16 protein-coding genes are annotated in these 12,989 nt (G+C 62.4%); 10 read left to right on the forward strand and 6 right to left on the reverse strand.

Annotated elements, in window-relative coordinates; all coding sequences use genetic code 11:
• Window positions 1-212: 212 nt before the first annotated feature.
• Both V8P86_RS11525 and V8P86_RS11530 read right to left on the reverse strand, forming a co-directional pair.
• Window positions 213-2,612 carry a heavy metal translocating P-type ATPase gene (locus tag V8P86_RS11525; protein WP_336327418.1) on the reverse strand — a complete coding sequence of 800 codons (2,400 nt, stop codon included), beginning with the start codon at window positions 2,610-2,612 and terminating at the stop codon, window positions 213-215.
• A gap of 4 nt (window positions 2,613-2,616) precedes the next feature.
• The gene (locus V8P86_RS11530) at window positions 2,617-2,811 is read right to left on the reverse strand and encodes a DUF8131 family protein (protein ID WP_336327419.1); all 195 of its coding nucleotides are present in this window, start codon (window positions 2,809-2,811) and stop codon (window positions 2,617-2,619) included.
• 102 nt (window positions 2,812-2,913) lie between these two features.
• Here V8P86_RS11530 and V8P86_RS11535 point away from each other — a divergent pair, with 102 nt between their 5' ends.
• Genes V8P86_RS11535 through V8P86_RS11555 form a run of 5 tightly spaced genes read left to right on the forward strand, consistent with a single transcriptional unit; the run spans window position 2,914 to window position 6,248 of the window.
• Window positions 2,914-3,093 carry a cytochrome oxidase gene (locus tag V8P86_RS11535; protein WP_336327420.1) on the forward strand — a complete coding sequence of 60 codons (180 nt, stop codon included), beginning with the start codon at window positions 2,914-2,916 and terminating at the stop codon, window positions 3,091-3,093.
• 4 nt (window positions 3,094-3,097) lie between these two features.
• Window positions 3,098-3,622: a cupredoxin domain-containing protein gene (locus V8P86_RS11540; protein ID WP_336327421.1), complete on the forward strand. Its 525-nt coding sequence runs from the start codon at window positions 3,098-3,100 to the stop codon at window positions 3,620-3,622.
• Window positions 3,622-5,367 (forward strand): b(o/a)3-type cytochrome-c oxidase subunit 1, encoded by a 1,746-nt coding sequence (locus V8P86_RS11545; RefSeq protein WP_336327422.1) that lies wholly within the window; start codon window positions 3,622-3,624, stop codon window positions 5,365-5,367. The genes V8P86_RS11540 and V8P86_RS11545 overlap by 1 nt, the downstream gene beginning before the upstream one ends.
• Window positions 5,364-5,570 (forward strand): hypothetical protein, encoded by a 207-nt coding sequence (locus tag V8P86_RS11550; protein ID WP_336327423.1) that lies wholly within the window; start codon window positions 5,364-5,366, stop codon window positions 5,568-5,570. Before V8P86_RS11545 ends, V8P86_RS11550 begins: the two co-directional genes overlap by 4 nt.
• Before the next feature lie 3 nt (window positions 5,571-5,573).
• A complete protein-coding gene (locus V8P86_RS11555) occupies window positions 5,574-6,248 on the forward strand; it encodes a DUF7546 family protein (protein WP_336327424.1) in 675 nt (224 codons plus the stop codon).
• A 32-nt stretch (window positions 6,249-6,280) separates the two neighbouring features.
• Here the strand turns inward: V8P86_RS11555 and V8P86_RS11560 are convergent, their stop codons facing one another.
• Window positions 6,281-6,754 carry a plastocyanin/azurin family copper-binding protein gene (locus tag V8P86_RS11560; protein ID WP_336327425.1) on the reverse strand — a complete coding sequence of 158 codons (474 nt, stop codon included), beginning with the start codon at window positions 6,752-6,754 and terminating at the stop codon, window positions 6,281-6,283.
• 147 nt (window positions 6,755-6,901) lie between these two features.
• Between V8P86_RS11560 and V8P86_RS11565 the strand changes: the two genes are divergently transcribed.
• On the forward strand, window positions 6,902-7,753 hold the full coding sequence (locus tag V8P86_RS11565) for an aldo/keto reductase (protein WP_336327426.1): 852 nt from the start codon (window positions 6,902-6,904) through the stop codon (window positions 7,751-7,753).
• Here the strand turns inward: V8P86_RS11565 and V8P86_RS11570 are convergent.
• Both V8P86_RS11570 and V8P86_RS11575 read right to left on the reverse strand, forming a co-directional pair.
• Entirely contained in the window at window positions 7,750-8,163 is a 414-nt protein-coding gene (locus V8P86_RS11570; protein ID WP_336327427.1) for a DUF4440 domain-containing protein, read from the reverse strand. The genes V8P86_RS11565 and V8P86_RS11570 overlap by 4 nt on opposite strands.
• Before the next feature lie 33 nt (window positions 8,164-8,196).
• Entirely contained in the window at window positions 8,197-8,742 is a 546-nt protein-coding gene (locus V8P86_RS11575) for a CDP-2,3-bis-(O-geranylgeranyl)-sn-glycerol synthase (RefSeq protein ID WP_336327428.1), read from the reverse strand.
• Window positions 8,743-8,833: 91 nt separating this feature from the next.
• Between V8P86_RS11575 and V8P86_RS11580 the strand changes: the two genes are divergently transcribed.
• The 4 genes from V8P86_RS11580 to V8P86_RS11595 all read left to right on the forward strand — a co-directional run bounded on the left by V8P86_RS11580 (window position 8,834) and on the right by V8P86_RS11595 (window position 12,113).
• Window positions 8,834-9,613 carry a DUF502 domain-containing protein gene (locus tag V8P86_RS11580; RefSeq protein ID WP_442909390.1) on the forward strand — a complete coding sequence of 260 codons (780 nt, stop codon included), beginning with the start codon at window positions 8,834-8,836 and terminating at the stop codon, window positions 9,611-9,613.
• A gap of 128 nt (window positions 9,614-9,741) precedes the next feature.
• Window positions 9,742-10,440: a DUF120 domain-containing protein gene (locus tag V8P86_RS11585; protein WP_336327429.1), complete on the forward strand. Its 699-nt coding sequence runs from the start codon at window positions 9,742-9,744 to the stop codon at window positions 10,438-10,440.
• Entirely contained in the window at window positions 10,424-11,104 is a 681-nt protein-coding gene (gene ribB, locus V8P86_RS11590) for a 3,4-dihydroxy-2-butanone-4-phosphate synthase (protein ID WP_336327578.1), read from the forward strand. The genes V8P86_RS11585 and ribB overlap by 17 nt, the downstream gene beginning before the upstream one ends.
• Window positions 11,105-11,177: 73 nt before the next feature.
• The gene (locus tag V8P86_RS11595) at window positions 11,178-12,113 is read left to right on the forward strand and encodes a branched-chain amino acid transaminase (protein ID WP_336327430.1); all 936 of its coding nucleotides are present in this window, start codon (window positions 11,178-11,180) and stop codon (window positions 12,111-12,113) included.
• 3 nt (window positions 12,114-12,116) lie between these two features.
• On the opposite strand, the gene V8P86_RS11600 is transcribed toward V8P86_RS11595, so the two are convergent.
• Window positions 12,117-12,899, reverse strand: a complete 783-nt coding sequence (locus V8P86_RS11600; RefSeq protein ID WP_336327431.1) for an RNA methyltransferase — start codon at window positions 12,897-12,899, stop codon at window positions 12,117-12,119.
• Window positions 12,900-12,989: the final 90 nt, after the last annotated feature.

Consider the following 12,989-nt stretch of genomic DNA (forward strand, 5'->3'; position numbering starts at 1 on the left):
GTGAGACTCGGTGAACGACACATCCGACTCGTTCACGACAGAGACTGTTCGTCCCTTGAGGAGGGCCTACTGCAAGTGGTTGGGTGCAAGATCAGCCGTTATGAGAGAATCACGGTGCGAGGACTCACGAATGCGCTGCTCAACGGACTGCTTGCGACGAGGATGATCGTCACCTCGTAGGCGACACGCGTCCCGCCAGTTGAATATGAGTCTCAGGCCGTGCTCGGTCGCTCCACCGGCGACTCGGGCCGGTTGTCGGCTGCTGTCGTCGACGACTCCTCGGCGGTGTCCCCAGTATCGTGACCGCGGGCAGAGTTCGCGACGACGAACAGGCTGCTCGTTGCCATCGCAACGGCGGCAAACAGCGGATTCAGGAAGCCAGAGATCGCAAGTGGGATCGCCACGCCGTTGTAGAGAAAGGCCCACGCGATGTTGCCCTTGATCCGGCGGTTCGTCAGGCTCGCCGTCTCGAACACCGTCGGGACGTTCTCTAGCTCGTCGTCGAGAATGACGGCATCGGCGGCGTCCGTGGCCAGTTGCGTGCCGCTACTCAGTGCGATTCCGACATCTGCGGCCGCCAGTGCCGGCGCGTCGTTGCTTCCGTCACCAACCATGGCGACCCGGCCCTCGGCGGCGAGTCGTCTGATCGTCTCGGTTTTGCCATCCGGCGGGACACCAGCGAACACCGTATCGACCGCCGGATGGGATTCCAGCCGACTCGCCCCCGGCCGGTCGTCACCCGTGAGAACGACGACACGACGGTCGGTCCCGATCTGATCCAGCACGGCCGGCGTCTCGGGTCGGAGTTGATCGCCGACGGCGACGACGCCACAGACCCGTCCGTCCCAGCCGACGAGAACCGGCACGTCGCCGCGCTCGCGGATCTCCGTCGTCTGCTGGTCGATCCCGTCGGGTACAGACCAGCCACGCTGTGTGAACAGCTCTGGGTGGCCGACCAGTGTCTCGCTGTCTTCGGTGGTCCCGGAGACGCCGCGAGTGTGATCGGCGAACGTCTCGGCAGTCGAGTCTGCGGGCCGGTCCACGGCGTCCGTAATCGCCTCGGCGATAGGATGGGTCGAGTACTGCTCGACACCGGCCGCGCGTGCAAGAAGCGTCTCTTCGTCGACGTCCGCCGCCGGTTCGACCGCGGTGACAGTCATCTCGCCGGTGGTGAGCGTTCCCGTCTTGTCGAAAACGACCGTCTCGATATCGGGAGCCTCCTCGAACAGTGCCGCGGTGGCGACGACGATTCCGCGGTCGGCCGCAGCTTGCAGGCCCGTCGCGATAGCCAGCGGCGTCGCCAGTCCCAGCGCACACGGACAGGAGACGATGACCACAGTGAGGCCAACCAGCAGCGCCTGCTGGAGTGTGGCTCCGAGGACGAGCGAACCAGCAGTGACGACGGCGGCGATAGCTAACACCAGCGGGACGAACACCGTCGCGATGCGGTCGGCGATGCGCTGGGCACCCGGACGGGTCGCCTGCACCTCCCAGAGCATTCCGACGATCCGGTCGAGCGTGCTCTCCGCGTCCGCACCGGCCTCGATAACCAGCGGCTCGTCGGTGACGACCGTCCCGCCACGGACGGAGTCGCCGGGTCCTTTGGTCTCCGGAATCGACTCGCCGGTCACGAGTGCCTCGTCGATTGCCGCAGTTCCTTCGACGACGGTCCCGTCGACGGGGACGCGCTCACCGGGTTTGACCAGCAGTCGGTCACCGGCAGCCACGTCTTCGACCGGAACCGTCTCGCCGTTTTCTCGGGTTGCCTCCGTCACGCGGAGTTCAGTCAGATCGGCGAGCAAGCCGGCCGTCCGTCGCTTGATTCGAGTCTCGTAGTAGTTGCCGATGGTGACCGCCATCACGACGACGAGAGTTACGTCGTAGTAGAGGTCGGCGCCGCCGGTCAGCAGCCGTCCGGTGCTGTAGGCGTAGGCGGCGGCGGCAGCGACAGAGACGAGCAGGTCGACGTTCGGCCGGCCGGTTCTGAGGCTGACGTAGGCCCCCCGCAGCATCGGCCGACCGGTGTACAGCAGGACAATTCCCGTGACGACGGCGAGTTGGCCGTAGACGTATGCACCGTCGAAGGTGCCGAGTTCGACGATCGGATCGAACCCGAAGTAGGTCGGGTACAAAAAGAGTGCGTACCAGACCATCGCCATCATCGAGAAGATGCCCCCGACGAGCAGTCTGCTCGCGAGGTCTGTGTCTTCCTGTGTTCCTTCTCCGCGGGCGCGTGCCCTGTATCCCAGTCCCGAGATTGTCTCGGCGATGTCGCCCTCGGTGAGCGTCTCCGGGTCGTACACGACTTTTACCGTCTCGGCGGCGTAGCTGCCATTTGCGTCGTGTACGCCGTCTTCTCTGCGGGCTAGATCTTCGAGAAACAGCTCACAGGTCGAGCAGTGCATCCCGTCGACGGCGAGATAGGTCGTTTCGGCGTCGTCGGGATAGTCGGACTCACCATCATGGTTCGTAGACTCGCCGATGGAGTCGGGATCGACATCGCCGAGCGAGCGGTAGATCTCCAGACAGCCTCGACAGCAGAAGCTTCCGTCGACGGCATCGTCGGTAACCGGAGGGTCAGCAGGGAGGTCACAGAGCGTGCAGGAGGTCATGCAGTTAGTGGGCGGCCGCGTGTTCGGGTCCAGATTCGGACTCGAACATGAGCAGCAGCGAGCCGCCGATCAGAATAAGATTCACGACGGCGATGGCGATGGTCGGGAGGGTCATCTCCCCTGCAGCGAGAATGTAGATGCCGACCGGGACGTACGCAAGCAATGCAAGAACTGCGACGTGTCGTGGCGAGAGGTTCATACAACACTGATAGAGCCGCCCGCAAATAAATAATCCCCCCCAATTCCCAGGATGGTGGAAGGCCCCCCACTCTTATTGAATAAGCAGGAAATACCGCTGGGTATGGCAACCGAACAACCGACCGACGCGCAAGGAGAGCCGATCGAGCGCGAGATCGGACACGACGAGTTCGATCCGATCGGAACGCTCGCGCTCATACTGATCTATTTCCTGATCATCAGCGGCCTCTGGGGATTTATGTACTTCGTCGAATTCCTCGGCCGCGGTCCAACGGTGGTGTAAACGCATGGAGATACACAAATACGAGAAGTTCTGGTTCGGGCTGTCGCTTTTGTTGATCGTTGCCTTCATCGGCACGATCACCTACGGCGCAGTCGGTGCTGGCGTCGAGATGGTCTCAGACGACGGTGGCAACGTCGAACCAGACAATATAGCCGAAAACGAAAAGTTCCAGAAGTACCAGAACGCCAACGCGACGAAAGTTGACGATGGCGAGTACGCGGTTGCCGTGCAGGCCCTTCAGTTCGCGTTCCTTCCGGGCACCGGACAACCGATCCGCGTCCCCGAGAACAGTGAGGTTACATTCTACATCACTTCCTCGGACGTGACTCACGGGTTCAACATCGTCGGCACGAACGTGAACACGATGGCCATCCCAGGGCAGATGGGAGAGATGACCGTCGAGTTCGGCGAGTACGACGAACCCGAGACGTTCGGCATCGTCTGTCACGAGTTCTGTGGCGCGGGCCACGAGAACATGGCTGGACAGATCGAGGTCGTTCCCGAAGAACAATGGGAGGGTGATCAATAATGGCAGTCTACGCTGACAAGTATCCTGACGACGCACTGATCGTTCGAGGAGCATTGACGAGTGCCTTTGTCGCGCTGGCAATCGGTGGATTGATGGGAATTATCCAGACACTCCACCGGACCGGCTACTACGACCAACTCATCTCCAACGCCGACTACTACAACGTGTTGACCCTCCACGGGGTCGCAATGGCACTTCTGTTCACCATCTTCTTCCTCGTCGGCTTTTTCCACTGGGCGGTCACAGACAGCCTTGAACGGAGCTCCGAGAGCACCTGGTTCACCAGATTCTGGTACGGCCTGATGGTGCTGGGTGCAGCGATGGGCGCTGTCGCGATTATCGGCGGCTTCGAGACGGTCGATATCGGAAACCTCGAAGCAACCGTCCTCTACACGTTCTACGCGCCGCTGGAAGCACACCCACTGTACTACTTCGGACTCGTCTTCTTCGTCGTCGGCTCGTGGATTGCCGGCGTGGACTGGTTCCGTTCGTGGTGGGCCTGGAAGAGCGAGAATCCCGACGAGCGGACGCCGCTACGAACCTTTATGGTGCTGACGACGATGCTGATGTGGTATCTCGCCAGTGCCGGAGTCGCAATCTCTCTGATCTTCTTCATTATTCCGTGGTCGCTCGGAGTGGTCGGCGGGGTGAACTCGCTACTGACCCGGACGCTGTTCTGGTTCTTCGGCCACCCCGTCGTCTACTTCTGGCTGATGCCGGTGTACATGATGTGGTACGTGATCATGCCGAAACTCGCCGGCGGACGGCTGTTCAGTGACACACTCGCTCGGATCGTCTTCGTCCTATTCCTCATCCTCTCGGTGCCGACGGGGATTCACCACCAGTACGTCGACCCCGGAATTGCCGAGGGATTCAAATTCCTCGCGATGACGAACACGATGTTCCTGCTGTTGCCGAGCCTGCTGACTGCCTTCACGGTCGTGGCGAGCCTCGAACACGGCGCTCGCCAGCGCGGCGGTGAGGGCTACTTCGGCTGGCTGACCGCACTGCCGTGGAACAAACCTGCCTTTACCGGCATGGCGCTTGCAGGGTTGATGTTCGCCGCCGCCGGGTTCTCCGGGATGATCAACGCCGGGATGAACATCAACTACCTCATCCACAACACGCTGTGGGTCGTCGGTCACTTCCACATGACTGTCGGGACGGCAGTCGCGCTGAGTTTCATGGCCGCGACCTACTGGTTCCTGCCGATCATCACCGGCCGAGAGATCTTCAGCCGGCGACTCGGCATGGCCCAGGTGCTCATGTGGTTCCTCGGAATGGTCCTGATGGGCAACGCGATGCACCGCGCCGGACTCGCCGGCGTGCCGCGCCGAACCGCCGACCCGACCTACGAGCAGGTCACCTACGAGACGGCCTGGGGTGCGATCGGTGAACTCCGCCTCCAGATCGCACTCGGCGGTGTCTTGCTGTCGCTGTCGCTGGTGTTGTTCTTCGCTCACCTGGTCCTCTCCGGGACCCGGATCGGCTCGATTGTCGGCACCCGCGAGAAACGGACCGAACCCGACGTGATCCCGCCTGCGCTGTCCGGGCCAGAACACGCCCCGAAGGTGCTCTCGAATCTGCGGCTCTGGGCCGGCATCGCCATCGCGCTGGTCGTCCTGACGTACGTTCTTCCGCTGGCGGCGATCATCGACGGCGGCGGCTTCTTCGGGACGTACGGGACGCTGCTGTACGACTGGTTCAGCACGGCCGTAGTGACGGTGGGAGAGGTGATTGGATGAAACGGCCGGGACCCACGGGAATCGCCATGATCCTCGCCTTTACGATCGTGGCAGCGATCGAGTTCCGGACGCTGTTGGGCATGTTCGGCGTCGATCTCACCATCGAGATGTACTACGCGGTCGCAGCCGGCATCATCGTCGCGGTGCTCGGTGCGCTGATCGCACTGCCAAAAAAAGAGACGGCAACGACGAGTAACGCCTGACACATGTCGAACACTGCCAGACGCCAGGGAACGATGCGTGCGGTCTCGCTGATGACGAGTCCGGAAGTGGCGCTGGCGCTGGCAGGATTGGTAGTGAACGTCGCACTGATCATCGCCTATCTCGCTGCGACCGACACCGTCGTTCAGTCGCTCAACGATACGCTCTATCCCGTCGTCTGGATCACGCTCAGCATCTATCTCGTCGGTTCGCTCCTTCGCCGCGGCCCACGCCTCACCGGATCGTCGCTTGGGGTCGCAGTCGCACTCGGATACGGCCTCGTGTTAGCAGCGATCGGCACGCCGATCGGGCTCAGTGAGGAAAGCGCCACCGTCATGACGACGTGGGCGACCCCCGGCTGGGGTCCGATCGTAATGTACAGCGTCGGTCCGATCGGCGGGACAATCCTCCCCTTCGAGATCATCGGCTACGCGGCACTGTCGTACGCGGTCGGTTGTGCGGTGGCAGCAGGCTCCCGCGGCGCGCTCGCCGGCACGCTGGGACTGTTCACCTGCATCGGCTGTGTCCTCCCGGTGATCGGCGCGGTAGTGGGGGCGTTCGGCGGAACGGCAGCCGCACTCCAGCCTGCAGCCACGAGCTACGGTCTCGCAACGGGGCTGTTTGCCGTAACTGTCCTGCTGATGCTCGTGGCAATCCCGCTGGAATCGACGATGGAGTAACTGACGGCGAGAACAAACCGCAGTCGAACGGACTATTCTTCGACGATCAGCGCGGCGACGTGGCCGTTGGCGCGGTGTGGATTACAGTAGTAGAGAACGTTGCCGGCGGTATCGAAGGTCTGCTCGAAGGTGTGGCCTTCACCCTGGACGCCGGTGTCGAAACTCTCGCCGGGGGTCTGTTCGCTCGTACAGGAGTGGCCGGCCGAGTCCCACTCCCAGGTGACCGTCGTTCCGGTGCTGATGCGGGCGACTGCGGGGGCAAACCGGAAGTTACCGCCCTCGCCGTTGACGATCGTCACTGCGGATTCGCCCGTGAGGTCTTCGACCGAGTCGGCGTTGTTCGCGCCTTCGTCGTCGAGCCACTGCTGGACCTCGTCGGGGACATCCAGATCAGCAGTGCCGTTGTCGTCGCCGTCGCCGCCGCCGGAACAACCCGCGAGTCCAACGGATATCGCTGCACCTGTCGCTGCTAAAACATGTCGTCGATTGACTGAATCGTCGACCATTACGGCCGTAGATACTGCGTCAGCGGTGTTGTTTGTTAGTTCGAGCCTCAGTTCTCGTGCAACCGACAGAAGATATAAATATCTCAGTCAGGCACAGATGACACTCCGACGCGGTGGATTTTTGCCCGCTCCGCCCACGGTACATCCATGGTCTCTAACGAGAGCGATACATTCGATCTGAACGGCGACCTGACAGTTCACCGACTCGGCTACGGGGCGATGCGGATCACCGGCGAGGAGATCATCGGTCCGCCCGAGGACGAGAACGCTGCTCACGAACTTCTGCAACACGCTGTGGATCTGGGCGTCGATTTCATCGACACGGCGGATTCGTACGGCCCCGGTGTCAGCGAGCGACTCATCGGCGAGGCGCTGGATATGGACGATATCGTCGTTGCGACCAAGGCAGGTTTGCTCCGCGAGCGTGGCGGCGAGTGGCTTCCCCACGGCGACCCCGATTACATCCGCAATCAGGTACTGGTCAGCCGTGACCGCCTCGGAGTGGATTCGATCGATCTCTACCAGTTCCACCGGCCCGACCCCGACACCCCATTCGAGGACAGCGTCGAAGCCTTCGCCGAGTGCAAAGACGCTGGACTGGTCGATCACGTCGGCCTCTCGAACGTCACCGTCGAACAACTGGAGACTGCCCGCGACCACGTCGAAATCGCGACCGTCCAGAACCAGTACAACGTCGGCAACCGCGAGGACGAAGTCGTCCTCGAAGCCTGCGAAGAATACGATATCGGCTTCATGCCGTGGTTCCCGCTGGCGGCCGGCGACCTCGGCGGCCTCGAAGACGATCTCGAAGCCATCGCGGCGAACCACGACGCAACCCGGTATCAGATCGCGCTGGCGTGGCTACTCGAACACTCAGACGTGACGCTGCCGATTCCGGGCACCTCCAGCATCGAGCATCTCGAAGAGAACATCGCTGCCTCGGCGATCAGCCTCAGCGACGACGAGTACACGCGACTGACCGACGCGAGCGCCCCCTAACTGTCCGGCCCGTCGAGCCACGTCTCCTGCAGATACCGCCACTCCGCCGAGGCTACACTGGCTGCCCCCGCGGGAGCGAAATACGCCGTACTGAGTCGACCGGTGGTTCCCTCGGGAGTGATTTGCCACTCCTCGTAGCGGACGAGCGCCCGATTCTCACGAGTCTCGACCGGTTCGACGTTTCTGATTTCGATGTCGAAGTCTCCCGAGTCGTGGCTGTCGGCGTTGTCCTCGATACCAGCAAGCACGTCGTCTCGACTGGAAATCTCCCCGCTCGGGTGGACTAACTCGAATCCGGACCCGAGTGCCTTCCCAACGCGCTCGAAGTCCTCGCGTGTGCCCGTGTAGTAGCCGACGAAGAAGTCGTGCAACTGGCGAATCTCGCGTTCACACTCAGTGGCCGAGAGCATCAGTGGTGGCTGAGAGCTCAGAAGAGAAAACCGTTACCACGGCTCGTCTTTGACGCCGATGACGTAGGCGATGCCGTTGGTGAGCACGTGCAAAAGCGGTGTCAGCACGAGGATCACGAGCAACACGGGGCTGGTGAAAGCGTCGAGAAACCAGTTCGGAGCGGCGAGCAGGGCGAGCAGGAGTGCGCCGACGACGAAATCGAGTTGATCGACGCCGGGGAAGGGAGCGCCACGCTCGCGACCGGTCCGACGTTTCAGAAAGGAGGCCCCGATGTCGCCGAGCATCGCCCCCAGCGGCAGCGCAACGAGCACGAGCAGCGGAAACGTCGGGAGGTCGACGCCGAGTAGATCACCAGCAGAGCCGTTGAGTTGGTTGAGGACGACGGCGAGCAGCGCACCAGCGGCCGTTCCGACAGCAGTGCCGCGCCAGGTTTTGCCATCACCGAGCATCCGGCGGCCGCCGAGCGTTCGGCCGCCGTCGATCGGTCGACCGCCGCCGGCGAGCACTGCCGCGTTGTTCGGAATGTACGCGGGCAGCATCAGCCAGACGGCCGTCACAACCGCGACATACACGTTCATATCCGAGTGCACACAGGGGGCGTGTTTAGAAGTCACGTTTCGGGAAGCAAAAAGCAAGAACTCATTACCCAGCCGCGTTGATAAGATGGTAATGGCCTCGTGGAAGCGCGATTTTGCGAGCGGACTTATCATCCTCGTCCCTCTGCTGGTCACGGTCGTCGTCCTTGCTTGGATCTACAACCGCCTCACACAGGTCCCCATCCCCGTCGACAGTGAACCGACGCGAGCACTGCTCTCGATCGTCATTTTCGTCTTGCTCGTGTTCTCGGTGGGCTATCTGATGCGGACAGCGGTGGGGTCCGTCCTCGAACGAGCACTGGACGACGTGATGAATCAGTTGCCGGGACTTCGTGTCATCTACAACGCCTCGAAGATGGCCGTCGAAACCGCTCTCTCGGGAACCAGCGATCTGCAGGCCCCTGTTCGACTCGAAGTCTGGGACGGACTGCGAATGACCGCGTTCAAGACCGGAAAAACCACCACGGATGGACGGGAGATCCTCTTTTTGCCGACAGCCCCCAACATCACCACAGGGTTCGTCATCGAAGTCGAAAAAGATCGCTACGAGGAAATCGACGATTCGGTCGAGCACGCCCTCACCCGACTGTTGAGTGCCGGGTTTGGCGAACAGGACGACAACCGCGGTGAACGATCGATCAGGGAAATCCTCGACGTCGGCGGCGAATCACCCGCGGAACGGGCCGCCGACGAGGCATCCGTCGACAGCATCGACGAAGCCACGGAGGCCCCTGCTACCGGCAGTGGCTCCGCCGACACTGACCTGAGCACGGAGCGAACGGACAGGGTCGGCGATTCTGGACCCCCAGGGACCGGCGACACGACGAACACTGGCCCCGACTCTGACACCTGAATTGCGACGGTATTAAACGGCATACGCACCTGTCTGTTGATATTCAGCGGCGGAACAAACTCTTTCTCAGTTTTGAGACGTGTAACGGATGCGTTATACTTAAGGGTCGAGACTTCTCAGCATAGAATATGGCAGAGACACAGCAGGCGCTCGGCAGCGACGAGGTCACGACGCTGAAGGAGTTGGCGCTGGCCGGTGCGCTGGACGGCGAGGAGAAACTCTCCTGTTCTGCGCTGGCCGATAGGCTGGATGCCTCGAACCAGACGGCATCGCGGCGTCTCCAGCAGTTGGAAGACGGTGAGTACGTCACCCGCGAAATCGTCGGTGACGGGCAGTGGATCGAGATCACGGCCGCGGGCGAGCAGCGCCTGCAGGCCGAGTACGCCAGCTATCAGCAGATTTTCGAGGGCGAACAGACGGTCGATCTGCGCGGGACCGTCACCAGCGGCATGGGCGAAGGCCGACATTACATCACGCTCTCGGGATATATGGAGCAGTTCCGGGAGAAACTGGGCTACGAGCCGTTTGCGGGTACGCTGAACGTCGATCTCACCGGCGACAGCATCCGCTCGCGCGCTCGACTCGATGCCTTCGAGCCGATCACCATCGACGGCTGGGAGTCCGACGAGCGGACCTACGGCCCCGCCTACTGCTATCCGGCGACGATTTCCGTCGACGGCACCGAATACGAGCAGGCCCACGTCATCTCGCCGGAGCGAACCCACCACGACGACGACCACCTGGAGATCATCGCACCCGACGAACTGCGCGAGACACTCAGCCTCTCGGATGGAACGGAGGTGACGGTCTCTGTCGCACAGCAGTGACGCCACGGCGGTCACGAACGGCGTCGAAGCCGCCATCGAGGCTTTCCAGCGCGGCGACCCAGTCTGCATTCACGACGCCGCCGACCGCGAAGGCGAAACCGATCTTATCTATCCAGCGAGCGCAGTCACACCCGAAGCAGTCGCGCGCCTGCGCAACGATGCCGGCGGGCTGATCTGCGTCGCGCTGAGTAACGCCGTCGCAGCGGAGTTCGATCTTCCCTTCCTCCAGACGGAGATTGACCACGACAGCGCGGCCGATCACGACTTAGACTACGACGACCGCTCGTCCTTTTCACTGCCCGTGAACCACCGCGACACCCGCACGGGCATCACCGACGAGGATCGCTCGCTGACGATCCGCGAATTGGGTCGAGCGGCCGAGACGCCCGGACAGGTCGACTTTGCGAGTGAGTTCCGCTCGCCGGGCCACGTCCACATCCTGCGGGGCGCGCCGAACCTGCTCGCGGACCGGCAGGGTCACACCGAACTCGGCCTGGAACTGGCCGAACTCGCCGGGATCGCGCCCGCGGTGGTGGTCTGTGAGATGCTCGACGACCACACGAACGAGGCGATGACGCCTGCCGACGCCGCCGCCTACGCCGACTCCCACGGAATTCCGTACATCGAGGGGTCGGCGCTGGTCGAACGGACGAACTCGCCCTGACAATTCCTTTTCCGAGTCGTTCGTCTCCTGCGAATCGTGAAGCTACTTAACGATGGGGACAGAGTATGCGGATATGAGCTTCGACGAGATGGATGTCGACACCATCTGGATGGACGGTGAGTTCGTGCCGTGGGACGAGGCGAATATCCACGTCCTCTCACACGGTCTGCACTACGGGACGGGCGTCTTCGAGGGCGTGCGCTGCTACGACACCGAAAACGGCCCGGCGATTTTCCGCTGGGAGGAACACCTCGACCGCCTGTACGAGTCCGCCAAACCCTACGAACTGGAGATTCCCTTCACGCGTGAAGAACTGACTGAAGCGACGATGGAGCTAATCAGGCGGCAGGACCTGGACTCCTGTTACATCCGGCCTATCGCCTTCTACGGCTACGAGATGCTCGGACTGAATCCCTCCGACTGTCCCGAGAACGTCGCCATCGCCGCCTGGCCGTGGGGCGCGTATCTCGGTGAGGAAGCACTCGAAGAGGGCGTCGACGTGGCCGTCTCTTCCTGGCGAAAACACTCTTCCAGCCAGATCCCGACCAACTCCAAGACAACCGGCGCGTACGTCAACAGCGTGCTCGCCTCGCTGGAGGCCAAGCGCAACGACTACGTCGAGGCAATCGTCCTCAACAAGGAGGGCAACGTCGCCGAAGGGCCGGGCGAGAACATCTTCCTCGTCCGCGACGGCGAGATTTACACGACCGGCCTCGCAGAGAGTATCCTCGACGGCATCACCCGCCGGTCGGCGATTCAGATCGCGGAGGATCTGGGCTATACGGTCCACGACGACGCGACCATCTCCCGGGGCGAACTGTACACCGCCGACGAACTGTTCTTCACCGGGACGGCCGCCGAAGTCACGCCGATCAAATCCGTCGACGACAAGCAGATCGGCTCCGGGAGCAAGGGCCCGGTGACCGACGAGATTCAGACGAAGTTCTTCGAGGTCGTCGAGGAAGCGCCCGAGGAGTACAGCGAGTGGTTCACGCCCGTCGAGCAGTAACGGCTACTCGCCGTCTGAGCCGTCGGTCTGTTCGTTCGACCCCGCAGCCCGCTGGATTCGCTGCGCACCGTCGCGAAACACGCCCTGCAGCGTGCGGGCTTCCCGCGGCGTGAGTTGGGCCCGTCCGAGCACACGCCGAAACAGGCGTCCCGTCTTCGCTCGTTTCTCTTCCGGGTGACCGATTGCCTCGATGTACTCGCCGAAGTAGTCCTGAACCCGTTCAACCTCAGACTTCTCGGCGAGTCGGTGGAGTTCGTCGGGATGCTGGTTCTGCTCGACTGCCACCTGCCGGAGTTCGTAGAAGATGATCGTCGCCGCCTGTGCGAGATTCAGGACGGGATAGGACTCGTCGGCGGGAATCGAACAGATCACGTCCAGCGCGGCGAGTTCCTCATTGCTCAGGCCGACCCGCTCCCGGCCGAAGACGATTGCCACGTCACCGTCGATCCCGTCGAGATGGTCCGGGAGGTCGGCTGCCGTGATCGCGGGATAGCGGACGTGATTGGCCGGATCTTCGTTCGTCGTCGCGGTACAGGCGACGGTGTGGTACTGCTCGGTCAGTTGCTCGAAACTGAGTTCGGTCGCGTTCGGGAGGATGTCCTCCCGGGCCTGTCCAGCGAAGCCGTAGGCCTCTCCGTCGGGGTCGAGATCCGGCGGATCGACCAGCAGGAGGTCGGAGAGGCCGAAATTTTTCATCGAGCGGGCAATCGAGCCAACGTTGCCCGGCGTCTCCGCGTCGACGACAGCGACGGCGATATTCGGTCCGGAACTCGGAGCGTCGGCCATGCGTTGGGCCTGCTACGGCGGCGGGTGAGATAAGCGGCCGGAAATGGTTCGGGAAGCGGGGAAATTGAAGTGCTCGCCGCGCTTTGCTCG

The sequence above is a fragment of the Halovenus anhuiensis genome (assembly GCF_037080055.1).
Lineage (GTDB): Archaea > Halobacteriota > Halobacteria > Halobacteriales > Haloarculaceae > Halovenus.

What these genes read in the sequence shown, in the direction of transcription:
- V8P86_RS11525 (WP_336327418.1), bottom strand. Translation starts at nt 2,612, where the DNA reads ATGACCTCCTGCACGCTCTGTGACCTCCCTGCTGACCCTCCGGTTACC.
- V8P86_RS11530 (WP_336327419.1), bottom strand. Translation starts at nt 2,811, where the DNA reads ATGAACCTCTCGCCACGACACGTCGCAGTTCTTGCATTGCTTGCGTAC.
- V8P86_RS11535 (WP_336327420.1), top strand. Translation starts at nt 2,914, where the DNA reads ATGGCAACCGAACAACCGACCGACGCGCAAGGAGAGCCGATCGAGCGC.
- V8P86_RS11540 (WP_336327421.1), top strand. Translation starts at nt 3,098, where the DNA reads ATGGAGATACACAAATACGAGAAGTTCTGGTTCGGGCTGTCGCTTTTG.
- V8P86_RS11545 (WP_336327422.1), top strand. Translation starts at nt 3,622, where the DNA reads ATGGCAGTCTACGCTGACAAGTATCCTGACGACGCACTGATCGTTCGA.
- V8P86_RS11550 (WP_336327423.1), top strand. Translation starts at nt 5,364, where the DNA reads ATGAAACGGCCGGGACCCACGGGAATCGCCATGATCCTCGCCTTTACG.
- V8P86_RS11555 (WP_336327424.1), top strand. Translation starts at nt 5,574, where the DNA reads ATGTCGAACACTGCCAGACGCCAGGGAACGATGCGTGCGGTCTCGCTG.
- V8P86_RS11560 (WP_336327425.1), bottom strand. Translation starts at nt 6,754, where the DNA reads ATGGTCGACGATTCAGTCAATCGACGACATGTTTTAGCAGCGACAGGT.
- V8P86_RS11565 (WP_336327426.1), top strand. Translation starts at nt 6,902, where the DNA reads ATGGTCTCTAACGAGAGCGATACATTCGATCTGAACGGCGACCTGACA.
- V8P86_RS11570 (WP_336327427.1), bottom strand. Translation starts at nt 8,163, where the DNA reads ATGCTCTCGGCCACTGAGTGTGAACGCGAGATTCGCCAGTTGCACGAC.
- V8P86_RS11575 (WP_336327428.1), bottom strand. Translation starts at nt 8,742, where the DNA reads ATGAACGTGTATGTCGCGGTTGTGACGGCCGTCTGGCTGATGCTGCCC.
- V8P86_RS11580 (WP_442909390.1), top strand. Translation starts at nt 8,834, where the DNA reads ATGGCCTCGTGGAAGCGCGATTTTGCGAGCGGACTTATCATCCTCGTC.
- V8P86_RS11585 (WP_336327429.1), top strand. Translation starts at nt 9,742, where the DNA reads ATGGCAGAGACACAGCAGGCGCTCGGCAGCGACGAGGTCACGACGCTG.
- V8P86_RS11595 (WP_336327430.1), top strand. Translation starts at nt 11,178, where the DNA reads ATGAGCTTCGACGAGATGGATGTCGACACCATCTGGATGGACGGTGAG.
- V8P86_RS11600 (WP_336327431.1), bottom strand. Translation starts at nt 12,899, where the DNA reads ATGGCCGACGCTCCGAGTTCCGGACCGAATATCGCCGTCGCTGTCGTC.